12 protein-coding genes are annotated in these 13,484 nt (G+C 48.2%); 1 reads left to right on the forward strand and 11 read right to left on the reverse strand.

Annotation, left to right across the window (positions count from 1 at the left end):
* Positions 1–56 precede the first annotated feature (56 nt).
* The 3 genes from FCN78_RS15275 to FCN78_RS15285 all read right to left on the reverse strand — a co-directional run bounded on the left by FCN78_RS15275 (position 57) and on the right by FCN78_RS15285 (position 2,362).
* A complete protein-coding gene (locus FCN78_RS15275; RefSeq protein ID WP_077649769.1) occupies positions 57–908 on the reverse strand; it encodes a lipase family protein in 852 nt (283 codons plus the stop codon).
* A gap of 121 nt (positions 909–1,029) precedes the next feature.
* Positions 1,030–1,530 (reverse strand): hypothetical protein, encoded by a 501-nt coding sequence (locus FCN78_RS15280; protein WP_069362839.1) that lies wholly within the window; start codon positions 1,528–1,530, stop codon positions 1,030–1,032.
* Positions 1,531–1,627: 97 nt separating this feature from the next.
* Positions 1,628–2,362 (reverse strand): type 2 periplasmic-binding domain-containing protein, encoded by a 735-nt coding sequence (locus FCN78_RS15285; protein ID WP_077459024.1) that lies wholly within the window; start codon positions 2,360–2,362, stop codon positions 1,628–1,630.
* Positions 2,363–2,597: 235 nt separating this feature from the next.
* Between FCN78_RS15285 and FCN78_RS15290 the strand changes: the two genes are divergently transcribed.
* Complete coding sequence (locus FCN78_RS15290; RefSeq protein ID WP_069362841.1) at positions 2,598–3,188, forward strand: TetR/AcrR family transcriptional regulator; 591 nt, start codon at positions 2,598–2,600, stop codon at positions 3,186–3,188.
* A gap of 34 nt (positions 3,189–3,222) precedes the next feature.
* Here the strand turns inward: FCN78_RS15290 and FCN78_RS15295 are convergent, their stop codons facing one another.
* The 8 genes from FCN78_RS15295 to ectB form a co-directional block, all read right to left on the reverse strand.
* Positions 3,223–3,942 carry a YebC/PmpR family DNA-binding transcriptional regulator gene (locus tag FCN78_RS15295; RefSeq protein WP_069362842.1) on the reverse strand — a complete coding sequence of 240 codons (720 nt, stop codon included), beginning with the start codon at positions 3,940–3,942 and terminating at the stop codon, positions 3,223–3,225.
* Positions 3,943–4,076: 134 nt separating this feature from the next.
* The gene (locus FCN78_RS15300; RefSeq protein ID WP_077659729.1) at positions 4,077–6,305 is read right to left on the reverse strand and encodes a methyl-accepting chemotaxis protein; all 2,229 of its coding nucleotides are present in this window, start codon (positions 6,303–6,305) and stop codon (positions 4,077–4,079) included.
* 146 nt (positions 6,306–6,451) lie between these two features.
* On the reverse strand, positions 6,452–7,981 hold the full coding sequence (locus tag FCN78_RS15305; protein ID WP_077521730.1) for a bifunctional GNAT family N-acetyltransferase/carbon-nitrogen hydrolase family protein: 1,530 nt from the start codon (positions 7,979–7,981) through the stop codon (positions 6,452–6,454).
* Positions 7,982–8,013: 32 nt separating this feature from the next.
* Positions 8,014–9,276, reverse strand: a complete 1,263-nt coding sequence (locus FCN78_RS15310) for a GGDEF domain-containing protein (RefSeq protein ID WP_077659730.1) — start codon at positions 9,274–9,276, stop codon at positions 8,014–8,016.
* Between the two features lie 158 nt (positions 9,277–9,434).
* Positions 9,435–10,067, reverse strand: a complete 633-nt coding sequence (locus FCN78_RS15315; RefSeq protein WP_077459639.1) for a LysE family translocator — start codon at positions 10,065–10,067, stop codon at positions 9,435–9,437.
* 183 nt (positions 10,068–10,250) lie between these two features.
* On the reverse strand, positions 10,251–11,678 hold the full coding sequence (locus FCN78_RS15320) for an aspartate kinase (RefSeq protein WP_077659731.1): 1,428 nt from the start codon (positions 11,676–11,678) through the stop codon (positions 10,251–10,253).
* Between the two features lie 77 nt (positions 11,679–11,755).
* Positions 11,756–12,145, reverse strand: a complete 390-nt coding sequence (locus FCN78_RS15325; RefSeq protein ID WP_046075984.1) for an ectoine synthase — start codon at positions 12,143–12,145, stop codon at positions 11,756–11,758.
* Positions 12,146–12,195: 50 nt separating this feature from the next.
* On the reverse strand, positions 12,196–13,473 hold the full coding sequence (gene ectB, locus FCN78_RS15330; RefSeq protein WP_077659732.1) for a diaminobutyrate--2-oxoglutarate transaminase: 1,278 nt from the start codon (positions 13,471–13,473) through the stop codon (positions 12,196–12,198).
* Positions 13,474–13,484: the final 11 nt, after the last annotated feature.

Below are 13,484 nucleotides of genomic sequence, written 5' to 3' on the forward strand. Positions count from 1 at the left end.
CTTGGGACAGTGAAGGAAGCTGGTATCAAGATCACGTATTGGTTGGTACAGACAAATTAGTGTTGGTCAAAGTAATCTTTGCGTCGGATGTATTTATCCATGTAGTGATAAGCGATGGGGCGTGCGAGCCAGCTAAATAAAACCCGCAGCACGCGAATCAGTGACGACGTGTCGGTATAGATTTTGTTTTCATGTAGCCATAGAAGCCGACCGACATGCCAATACAGCAAAGGAATACCGGGTAAGAAGGTAATAATGTCGACATCACAACAGATACGGTAGGTTTTGGTGTGAAAAGGATAGTGCTGCTTAAAGCGCCACATACCGGCAGCGGGTTGACCAAAGGTGACGATGCGTTTAATAGCACTGCCCATCTGTGGTTGAAGCATCGCCGCGGCAAGGACCGCCATCGCGCCGCCTGACGAGTGGCCAATAAAAGAGACTTTTTTGTTGGCCTGGACCAAAGGGGAAAGGGCGGAGCAGAGTTTATCGAGCACCGTATTGCCGTCTAAGGAAGCCATATCCGCGGCATGTGCGACATCAGCAAACTGGCTGGTGGTCATTGCTTGGTAACGACGTTTGTGCTGTTGCCATGGCAAACTTTTTTGTGTCAGTAAGTAGTGAAACCCCCAGTGTACGCAACAATAAGCGTTAGCCATGCGAATACGCTTAGGACCACAGGCACAATTTACCAGCCAGTCCCACAAGGTTTGCGAGCCGCGAAATACCACCACCACATCGTCATCATCTCGCCATAGCACGCGAATAATACAACGCCCCCAGCGATCGTAAATATCGCGTCGCCCACTCGGACTGAAGCCGTACTGCGTGTGATTAAAATAGGCAGGATAAGAGGCGCGGCATAAAATGGCATACCGCTCGTATTGATACCGCTTTAGTCGCTTCATGGTGAACCTTGTGTCATCGTCATGGGCCTAGGCTAGCGAATAAACGTGACGAAATAGCGAAAGCAGTGTGTGATTATCAATCAGTCGATAGCTGAGATCTCTGGGCGTGGCCAAGGCATGACTAATAATTAGTAAGAAAAGGCTCGAGATGTGTATCGTAAGTCAGGGCCTGGATTGGCCCTCGGTGCGTGATCAAAAATTCCGCATTGGTGCAATTCCCGACACCGATAATGACTTGTACCAGCAAACGTAAGTCCCTTAACCAACGTTGCGACTGCTCTTGGCTCCAATCGTCACGATACAGGCTCATGTGATAGTCCACCCACCAGTAGGCACCACGAATAAAGGCCTTCATCACTGATTCAGCCGCCAAAATTTGCTCGGCAGTCCCAGAGAAATCAAAATCAGGCGAAATGGGCTTGCCTTGTGTAAAGGCCACATAATTGCGGCAATGACGGAATAATGCGAGCTGAAGCCCTGCAGCGGAGTCGTAGTGGGTAAGCGCCAATGTGGTCACGGGGAGGTGTTTAATTGACCGACGGAATAACGCGGCAGTGCGCTTCCCGGGCATAAGGTGCTCAATCGCATAAAACAAATCTAGACTGATAAGCTGATTACTCAAAGCAACTCTTCTCTAACTGATTCAACCGACTCATCCTGCCTGAAATGGCGCGTAGAGTATACAGTACTACGGACTGAAAGGAAGCAATAAACCTTCATTACTCAAGCCCATAACGCGCTTTCAGCTCAGTGACCTTGGCATGATTATCGGCTAAAAATTGGTTAAATTCTTTAATCAGTTTTGGATAGTGAATCGTCGAAAGGTGGTGTGTTCCTTTCACATGTGGGAGGGCATCATCAAATTTGACGGAGCCTTTTTTTAGCCCCATTTGGTCAAGATAAAACTGTGCGACGTCAATATTGGTATAGCCTCCATCAACGCGACCACTAATGACTTTCATTAACAGCGAATCATATTGATAGCTTTCATCAACACGTATTTTCCCTGCGTTGATGCGAGATTGATAAGGATGAGGTGTGAAGCCAGTAACGGTACCGAGTAAACGGAATTCATCCAAAGGCCGGCCATAATATTGGTCAATGACCATGACGCCATTCGTATAGCTCACCACAGAATCACTGTATGTGACACTGGCTTTCTTTTTAATTTTTTGCCCCCAATCTGGACTGTCGGGATATTTTAGATCAAAGGCGCCTTCAACAAATCGACGATCGAGCCGTCTTAACGGTAGCGCTTTATAAACGAAACGGTAGTGATATTCATTGGCAAACATATCCAAAAGCTCTCGGTTAAAGCCAGAATAGTTGCGATTAGAATAGGCTGAATACGGGTAATACTGTGAAAAACTCTGTACGCCAACCACATACGTGGTCTTAGCGCTCACCGGCCATGTAACCGCTAATGTTAACAGTAACGCCCATAGTCCTTTCATCACTGACTTCACCCCTTACCATTTCTACCTCTCTTCATTGTAGCCATTGCGTTTAAACCTGTCTTTGAACCTTATTCTGTTATTTTACAACACCCACTTTCATGCCTTTTTTCTTCCGACGCCTTGGTGTTGAGGAATCATTCGGTTATCGGTCACATTTTACCCAAAAAAAATTGAATGAACATTCGGTATGTTTTATTTTTTCATCTGAACTTTCACTTTTGATCAAAAAACGATGAACAAAAACGAAATTGCGTCGCGTGCTATGCGCCAACATATTCTTTCGACTACGCTAGAAATCGTTGGAAATGAGGGGCTTGCTGCGTTAACGGCAACAAAATTAGGGAAGAAAGCCGGGATCAGTAAAGGGGCGTTGTATCATCATTTTGACAACCTTGATGCCGTCAAATATGCAGCGGTTGATGAACTAATCTCTATGTTTCTCGCCGTGGCCGAGCCTGCCAATTTTGATGATTTTGAGAGTTATCTCGAAGTGACAGGGGATACCTTGTATCTCACCATGCAATGTGAGCCCTATGCGATGAAAGCGATGTATAGCTTTACCACCCAAGCCTTATTTGATGAACAGTTTAGGGTCGCTATTCAGCGTTTTTCTCAACATGGGTTAACGGAATATACACGCGCAATTGAGTACTTCTATCAGGGAAAAATCCCGCAGCATCAAATTGATACGGCGATTCGTGTCGTGGATGCGTTTTTCCTTGGAGCGGGGTTGCAAAGTTATGTCTTGCAGGGGGACGATCAGTTTCGTCAAAATTGGGCGTTATTTTCGCAAATGTTACTCACGCAACTGGGTGAGCGATAAGGCGCCATGATGACATGGCGCGTAGTCATTGTGCTTAGATTAGCTCTGCGTTGTGGTAGACATTTTGCACGTCGTCGCAGTCGTTAAGCATATCGAGGAACTTTTCAAAACGTTCAACATCGTCGCCGCTGACCTGAGTGTCGATTTGAGGCACAAAGGTGATCTCTTCAAGATCAATCGGCGTGTCGCCAAGAAAGTCACTTAGCGCATTTTTCACTTTGAAAAACTCTGTATGAGGGGCAAAAACGGTAATCACTCCTTCGTCTGCTTCGATGTCTGACACATCCACATCAGCCATCACCAAGGCCTCAAGCGTGCCTTCTTCATCCTCGCCTTTAAACTGGAAAACAGCTTGGTGCTCAAACATATGAGACACCGCACCGGGCGTGCCAATTTTCGCATCGTTTTTCACAAAGCACTGGCGTACGTCCATATAAGTACGGCTGTTATTATCCGTTAAGCAATCCACTATCACCGCGCAGCTACCTGGCCCAAAGCCTTCGTAACGCGCCACTTCATAGTTTTCGCCACCTGTGCCATTGGCTTTATCGAGCGCTTTGTCGATCACGTGGCCAGGCACCTGGTCTTTTTTGGCTTTCTCAATCAAACGACGCAGTGATAGATTGCTCTCAGGATCCGAGCCACCATTTTTAGCACAGACGTAAATCTCTTTACCGTACTTTGAATACACCTTAATTTTCGCGCCCTGGGTTTTCGCCATTGACGCTTTACGAACTTCAAAACTTCGTCCCATTCGGAATCTCTCTTAATAACGCTTACGCAGAAACGGGTTGATTCTATCAAGAGAGTGATCCTTTGTACCAGTCAATGCACTGACCTTGAACAAAGTCAGTGCGATGGGTACTCAGAGAACATGATGCCGCTCGATTAGGCTTGTTTGCACTGAAATTTTTGCGTGTGGCCTTTTAGTGTATGAGAGAGTTCGCTGAGATTGTGTGTCGCTTGAGTGATTTGATCCATTGCTTGACGGTTTTCACCTGTCATGGTGTTGATCTCTTCCAAGTTTTGGTTAATCTCCGTCGCCACGAGAGATTGCTCCTCTGAGGCACTGGCCATTTGCATCGCCATGTCTGCAATTTCATCCACCGCATTCACCGCTTGCTTGAGCGACGATAAGCTTGTTTCTGCGCGTTCTGAGACATAGTTGGCGGTTGTCGCACTCTCTGAGATAGCTTGTGTTGTGGTGCTGGAGTTATGCTGAAGATTATCAATCATCTGCGTGATCTCACTGGTCGCTTGTTGTGTGCTTTGCGACAGTGTGCGCACTTCGTCGGCGACGACCGCAAAGCCGCGACCTTGTTCGCCCGCGCGTGCCGCTTCAATGGCTGCATTCAATGCTAACAGGTTGGTTTGATCCGCAATTTGGCCAATCGTTTGCAATATGCTGGAGATATCTTCAGCGCTTTGCCCGAGCGCATCCGTTTGCTCTTTGGCGTGATTGAGACGCGTGACAAGATCTTGCATCGCATCGACAGACTCGGTCACTTGTTGATCACCGTTATGGATAAGTGAACGCGCCTTTTCGGTAGCATCCGCTGTCGAGGCGGAACTGGAGGAAATTTGATTGGCAGTCGCTGTCATTTCTTCCATCGCTGCCGCCACTTGCTCTGTCCGGGCGTTTTGGGCTTCAAAGTTAGTGAGTGTTTGCACGCTCGAGGAGGATAACTGCTCAGCCGCAGCCGCTTGTTGGTTAGTGGCGCCGATAATATCGCACACCATGGTCGTGAGGTTGGTTGCCATCGCACGCATGGAGCGATAAATCCCCGTTGCTTTAGGGCTTGCGTCAAAGCGCACTCTCAGATCACCGTCGGCAATTGTTTGTACCATCTTGGCCATCTCAGCCGGTTCGCCACCTATTGGGCGGGTAATCGAACGCGTCAATAGAATAGCAGTGACTACGATCGCAGTCACCGCAATCACCAACACGGTGATAATGAGTCCTTGCAGTTCGTTGAGTGCTGCGAACGCCTCTTTAACGTCCATTTCCGCAATGATTGCCCAGCTGAGTCCACTGACCGTCAGCGGGGCGTAGGCAGAGAGAACGGGATTACCGTTGTAATCATTAATGACATCGATCCCGGTTTCGCCTTGCATCGCACGCTCAACGGCCAGTGTTTCAACGCTGCCTTGCGCAGGTTGCATAAAGGAGGCGAAAACCGACCGATGCTCGGCATCTAAGAAGGAGTCTGAGCGCATCAAGTTATCTGGTCCGACGAGATAGGTTTCGCCTGTGTTTCCCAGTCCATCTCGCTCTGCCATAATCGCACTGAGCTTATCTATCGGGAATTGATAGGCGAGCACACCAATGACGCTACCGTCGTGATAAATCGGCGATGCCATAAACCCTGCTGGTGCGTTGTTTGAGGCGGTGTAGGGTGAGAAATCAATAATCACGGTATCGCCATCTGCTAACGTTTTCGCTTGACGGAAAGCGTCAGCTAGGCCGGACGTACTAAACAGACCCGTTGTTAGCGACGTGCCGAAATCAAGCTCTTTAGCGGCCGAGTAAAGGATGTGGCCTTGGTTTGCTTCGATCATAAAGATGTCGTAGTAACCAAACTTTTCTTGAACATCGCGTAAGTAGGGATGGATGGTTTGATGCGCTTGATCGTACTGAGACAATTGGCCACTGGTTTGATATGCGCCTTTTTCTCCCACGGGGTTAGGGTTGTCGATTAAGTAGGCTTTTTGTAGCGCCACCGTTTGTGGCGTTAGATTGCTCACCAGATCCTGTGCGCTGGGTAGTGTCTCTGTGCTGATCTCATCAAGTGGATCAATGAGGTGACGCTGATAATAGCGGGTCAGTTGTGAGCTTGCCTGGGCGGTATGAGAAGGGAGTGTCTCCATGGCATCAATCATGCTGGCCATGGTGTTGGACACGGAAGGGGTTTCAGCGGTGGTAATTATCTGTCCTTCAGCCGTTTGAAAGTAGCGTGTGACCGCTGATTGTTTTACCTCTCTCAACGCTTCTAGCTGACTAAACGTTTGATGCTCGAGTGACGACGAGGCGGTATGAAGAGAAAGCAAACTAATGATTAACGCGGGGATGCAACCCACACCCAATAAGCTAACTAACATTTTATATTTGAGCTTCATGATCTCACCTCAATATCGCACTGGATAAAAAATAAGCAGTTTGTTGAGTAAGGATAGAAGCTTTTGGTAAATGTGTATGGGAATCTAGTCTTTTTTGTCTCCTGTTTACAAATTAAAGCCCCGCACTCGGCGAGGCTGGATTAAGGCTACTCTTGGCTTAAATGGCTAGCATAGAGCTTGGGCCTACGGTGTTTCAAGTTCGTCACCGAGCCTCGTTCATGCAGCATTTTGAGCTTGTCCAAATCGACGTCAGCGAAAATCATCATCTCGGTATTAGCATTCGCTTCCGCAAGTGTCGCATCGTGCGGGAAATAGACATCCGAGGGTGAAAATACCGCAGACTCAGCGTACTGGATGTCGACATTATCTACCCGAGGAAGGTTGCCCACGCTACCGCCAATCGCGACATAGCACTCGTTTTCAATCGCTCGCGCTTGGGCACAAAGGCGCACGCGCAAATAACCGTTTTTGGTATCGGTCCAAAAGGGCACGAATAGGATCTGTACACCTTGCTCGGCAAGAATACGCCCTAACTCAGGAAACTCGGCGTCATAGCAGGTGAGAATACCCACTCGGCCCGCATCGGTTTCAATGACTTTGACCGTATCCCCGCCATCGATGACCCAGTCACGTTGTTCGTGCGGCGTAATATGGATTTTGTATTGCTCATCAATGCTACCGTCGCGATGCATTAAGTAGGAGACGTTATACAGTTTGCCATTTTCCAACACGGGCATACTGCCAGCGATAATATTGATGTTGTAGGTGACGGCCAATTGCGAAAAACGTTGCTTAATTGCTTGGGTAAATTCACTGAGAAAGCGGATCGCCTCGACGGAGCGCTTATCAGGTGCAAGCCCCATTAATGGCGCGCAGAAGAACTCGGGAAATAGCGCGAAATCTGACTGATAGTTGGCTAAGGATGAGACGAAGAATTCGGCCTGATTCAAAAGATCATCCACTGAGAGCACATGACGCATCTGCCATTGCACGACCCCGAGGCGGACGATGGTTTTTTCAATATCATGCACAGAGGATGCATCTTCTTCATAGAAGAAGTTATCCCACTCCAACAGTGTGGCATAACCCGCAGACTTATCGTCTTCGGGTAAATAGCGATTCATCAAACGCTTAACATCAAAGTCATTAGATAGCTGAAACGAGAGAATGGGGTCGTGAACCTCTTTTCTTCTGACTTTATTAATATAATCCGTCACTGAAACATCATTGTGTTTGTGATAACCCGGTATACGACCGCCAGCAAGGATCGCTTTTAAATTAAGCGCCTGACACAGATCCTTTCTCGCTTCGTAAAGTCGGCGGCCAAGACGATGGCCACGATAATCAGGGTGTACAAACACGTCGAGGCCATACAGTGCATCCCCTTTTGCGTTGTGGAACACCACACCATCATCCGTAATGATGTCGGCATAGGTATGCGGCAGCGAAAAGCGGTTGTAGGATACTTTAAGCGTTAACGCGGCGGCGACGATTTTTCCATTATCTTCAATGCATATCTGGCCATCCGGGAAAGCGGTGACCAGTTGCATGATCGTGCTCTTAGGCCAAGCACCGCCGACATCCGGGAAGACGAGATCCATCAACTCTGCTAAGGGCTGATAGTCGCTGACTTCAATGACACGTAGATTCAGTAGCGTGGCGGTGTTCTCATCCATTACACGTTCTCCTAGTACGGGCTGAACGCCTATTATGACAAAGATTGACGCTCGAGATAACGTTTAGGTAGAGAAGGGCTATCAGTTTCCTGGCTGATGGGCGATTGATTGGATGTTGGTGATATGCTTGACGGCGCATCACCATGTTCAGTTAATGCGAATTCAATGCGGTTTCGCCCACGGGCTTTTGCTTCGTATAAGGCGGTATCCGCGCACTCAAATAACTGATTCATGGCGACATATTGCTTCTGACGCTTGATGCCGACGCCGATACTCACCGTAAACTGGATGTGATGGCCGTATTCGGTCGTCACCTGGCATGCCTCGATTTGGCGTTTCAGTTGTAGCGCAATGTCTTGTACGCGACGCACAGACTGACCACTGAGTAGCAAAATAAATTCTTCACCTCCCGTTCGGGCGCAAAATGCGCCTTCTTGTTGGGTGATCCTCTCTAAGTGTTGACTGAAAGCGACCAATACTTGGTCGCCAGCAAGATGCCCATAGACGTCATTAATACTTTTGAAGTTATCCAAATCAGCCAGGATAAGGGCATTTGGTTGATTAGAAAGAAGGCGCTGTGCGGATTGCGTCACAAAGGCGCGTCGATTCGGAAGCTGCGTCAAGGTATCACGGAGCGCAAGCTGACAAAGCGTGTGCTCTAGTCGCTCAAAACAAAGGTAAATGAAGGTCATAAACTTGACGAATTCGGCCATTAAGATCAAGTAATACACGGCAATATAGCGTTGAGATAGGCCGGTGTTCTTCATCGGAGTGTCAAAGGCGAAGTAGGCGCGAAGCCCATAAAGTATCAGTAAGAGGAGGAGCACGGACGCATAGAGTTTAAAGCCTATCCGCTTTCTCTCTGGGCTCTCTACAATGAGGATTAAAACCGCAAGGTGCATTGCCACGTAGAACGCACAATACCAAGTAATACGGAGAGCAAGCGGAATATGATTGGCAAGAATCAGTGTATAAACCCCTACACCTAAGAGTGCGGCCAGCGAAGCCGTCCGCCATGACAAGGATGTGCCCACGAAGGATTTCGTACCTAACCACACCAGAATATGCGAGCAAATCGCGGCTGTGGTGCCTATCCAAACGAGCCCCGACGTTTCAGTGACATTGCCAATGTTATACACCGACGTGCCCGTCGAGATCAGCAGACAAGCCAGCCCCCACAGCTTGATGTCTTTGTGTTGATTAAATTGCCACCCAATCAACAACACGCCAATGGTGAGTAGCCAGAACACACTGATGTAAGCCAGGGTAAGTGTGGGAAGGTGAAGATTAAACACGTGACCGAATCCATTCGATAAAGGTGAAGGCGTAAAACGCCTTCAACGAGCCAATGTCAGTTATACGACTGACAGAGGCATAATATATCAGACAACTGCCTGAATTTTTATCACTCAACGTCTGGTTCGTTGGTTTTTCACTCAGGTCGTCGGATGGATTACAAGGATTGTTGAGCAAAAAGCCAGGCAGCGAGTGCCGCAAAAACGAGCGCCATTATTTTATGCTGATACATTTGGACGCGGGTATTGGTGAGCATTGCATTGCCAAGCTTGCCGACTATCGCCACTAAAAGCAGATTAAAAACGAGCCCTAATATGTTGAGGAGCAGCCCAAGCGTTAGCAGTTGCGTGCTGGACGAGGCTTGAATTTGCTGCGAAATAAACTGCGGTAAAAACAACACAAAAAACAGTAGTGCCTTTGGGTTCAATAGGTTGGTCATCACCGCGCGTTTATAGAGATATTTGCCCATGCCTTGATGATGCGCGAGCTCGGCGCTGTCTGTTGGAGAGGCACGCCACATATCTATACTCATTTTTAGCAAATACGCGGCTCCTACGTACTGCAGAATGGTGAGGGCCGTTGGCGACATCGCAATCATGGCTGATACGCCGGTTGCGGCTAACCCGGTCAGGATCAATCCTGATGTTGCATTACCCAAGCTTGCGGCCATACCAACCCGTTTGCCATAGCTAAGACTGGCGCTCACGATTAGCAACATATCCGGCCCGGGCACCAGCAGAAGCGCGACAACGGCGGTTAAGTAAACGGGGAGCATATTGGGATCGATCATAAAGGCACTACCGCTTTCCAGATAAAGTGCGGAATTTTACCTTTTAACTAGACTTTATCAACAAAGATAGGCGATTAGGTTGGTTTTTAATCGTAAATAGGGGTTCTAGGGTAGCCTATAAAACTAAAAAACCCCCTTAGGTAAGGGGGTAGGGTTTCTTGCTTGTCATGTGCACCGAGAGTACTAAGCGGCCCGAATGGTTGGCTTAGGCGTAGGCTCTTCAATAAAACAAGCATGTAGTGCACAAATCGACGCATGGTAGAACTTATCGAGTACTACATATTGCACATCCACATCGCGCATTGATGAGTGCGCCGCCTTAGGGTTTATCTCTGCGTCAAGCAGCGCCAGCATACCCTTGCTCATGGTTTGGTTTGAGTCGATGCGGCTACCAATGACAGAAATCAGTGCGACCATTTCACCCGTAATCTTCGCTTTCAGGTAGAGCTTCTCAACACGACTAATCACCTTGTCTTGACTGGCTGTTTTGCCGTCTAAGTAGTAGGTAATTGAGTTGGCATTCATCTCTTTACTGATGAGCTGCACGTTCTCTTCGCGAATGATTTCCATCACGTCATAGCTGACCTGATCAACATGCCCAACCATTGATTGGTCAAAGATATGGAGAGCTAGCACCTTATCTCGGCCCGCAATGATCTCGATCTCTTTGTCTTTTGGACGATATTTGTGTGAGATCACCGTGCCCGCATGTTCAGGCTCGAAGGTGTTTTTCACGACCAATTCGATACCCACGGCGCGCATCCCTGAGGCTGCATTAGGGTGGATGGCTTCCATCCCTAAGTTGGCCAGCTGGTCAGCCACATCGTAGTTACTAAGACCCATAGGCTGGACACGTTCTGGACCCACAATGCGAGGGTCGGCACTGCTTAGGTGATATTCTTTGTGGATTACCGCGCTGCTTGCTTTGGTCAACACCGCAATCCGGCTGAATGTCATTTCACTGTAACCGCGGTCATAGGTCTTCATCAGACCTTCATCACAATAGACGTAGCCGGTAACGATGGGCAGCTCAGTACTGAAATCAATGTCTTCCATGGCATTGGCAATCACCGTATTGAGGTCGCCTTTGCCTTCATCGGGATTATCCCAGCCAGAGAGGTCAACAAATCGTGAGTTTATCCCCACACTCTCAAGCAGTAGCGTTGAGTTGTGCGCACTGTGTGCCTCACCGATAGAGGAGAGAAACTCGCGAACTTGTGGGAGATAGCTTTCCAGAGAAAACTGCCCATAGTTACAGGTTTCGAGTATACCTTCGATACAGCTATGTGCTTTTTCCATGCGTTGACGGATAAAGTTGTCAGCACGTTCACGGTATACAGGATCGGGGAACATATTGCTATTAATAAGCAGCATACGTTGCTCTAGCTCGTCCATCGCATCACGCCACTTTGGATTATTGGCGGCGAGAAGGCGATAAATGCCGGGCTTGCCCGAACGCTTACATTCTAGCAATGCATCCGTGATGCCAGCGTAAGCAGAAACAACAAAAATGCGGTTGTACGGGTTTGACGGGTACAAAAAGATATTATCCATGACAGCGTCGTAGGCTGACATCGACGTACCGCCGATCTTTTCAACGGTATGATTCATGTGAGCTCCTTGTGGGCTTTTATGAATTAGGGAGTCGATTGGGTTTACAGGGGCAGCATCCGGCTGCCCCGTGACGGTTAATCGACTAATGGATAAACACCGTTTTCATCGTGTGTTTCCTGCCCAGTAATCGGTGGGTTGAACACACAGGCCATGACCATATCAACACCTTTGTTTGCGCGAAGCTGGTGCTCGTCATGTTTGTCTAGGATATACAGTGTGCCAGGTTTAATAGGATAAACCTTACCGTCATCCGTGGTTTCAATTTCACCTTCACCCGACATGCAATACACAGACTCTAAGTGGTTCTGGTAGTGAATGTGCGTGTCAGTATTGGCATAGATGGTGGTAATATGGAAAGAAAATCCCATATTATCATCGCGTAGCAACATGCGTACGCTTTCCCAGTTTTCTGCCACCACGCGGCGCTCGGTTTTCTGGCACTCTTCTAATGTGCGGACAATCATGTTTATTCCTTCAACGTCTCTTCGTTAAACAAGGCTTATTATCTTAGCGATTACGATGCTTTTTTAAGCTTCTCTTTCTTGTACTGCTCGACCGATTTAACGAAGATCTGCAAGCCTTTTTCCATCTCTGCTTCACTGACTGTCAGTGGCGAGAAGAATTTGATCACTTCATCATCTGGGCCCGCGGTCTCGATAATCATGCCATTGTCGAAACATAGGCTAGTGATGTCGTCAGAAATGTCACCGTTTTGACAAGCGATACCCTGCATCAAGCCGCGTCCTTTGATGGTGTCAAACAGATCACTATTCTCGTGCAACATCTCTTGCAAGACCTTGTTTAGCTGATCCGCACGCGCTTGAATATGCGTTTGGAACTGATCATCACGCCAGTATGTGTCAATCGCTTCCGCTGCAGTTACAAACGCGTGGTTGTTACCACGGAATGTACCGTTGTGTTCACCCGGTGCCCATTGATCCAGCTCAGGTTTTAGTAGCACCACGGCCATTGGTAGACCATAACCACCAATTGATTTGGACAGGGTCACAATATCGGGCTTAATGCCTGATGGCTCAAAGCTGAAGAACGTCCCCGTACGGCCACAACCAGCCTGGATGTCATCGACAATCATCAAGATGTCGTGTGCCTTACAAATATCTTGCAGGCGCTGCAACCACTCATTAGAGGCTGCGTTTAGGCCACCTTCGCCTTGGACGACTTCAAGCAGCACTGCAGCAGGTTTATCACCGCCTGTTAGGCCACTTGATGCGTCATTAAGCATGGTTTCAAACAGCGTTAAACCATCAACGTCTGCATAGCCATCGTACGGAAGACGTGTCACCGCGTTATTGACAGGGATGCCGCCACCACCACGGTGATGATGATTACCCGTCACTGCCAATGCACCATATGTACAGCCGTGGAAGCCGTTGGTGAAAGATACAATATTTGCACGGCCTGTCACTTTACGAGCAAGCTTCATTGCCGCTTCAACAGCGTTAGTGCCTGTTGGGCCAGTAAATTGGAACTTATAGTCCAAATCACGCGGTGCCAAGATGTGTTCTTTAAATACTTCGAGAAAGCGTGCTTTTGCACCTGTGTACATATCCAGGCCGTGTGTAATGCCATCTTTCTCGATGTACTCGATCAGAGCTTTTTTCAACGTTGGGTTGTTATGCCCATAGTTGAGTGAGCCGGCGCCAGCAAGAAAATCGAGGTAGCGCTTGCCGTCGACGCCTGTGATCCAGCAACCCTTAGCGCTTTCAAACACCACCGGGAAGTTGTTGGCGTAACATTGAACATTTGACTCCTGCGATTTAAAGATATCCATAACTCATCCTG

Source organism: Salinivibrio kushneri (assembly GCF_005280275.1).
Classification (GTDB): domain Bacteria; phylum Pseudomonadota; class Gammaproteobacteria; order Enterobacterales; family Vibrionaceae; genus Salinivibrio; species Salinivibrio kushneri.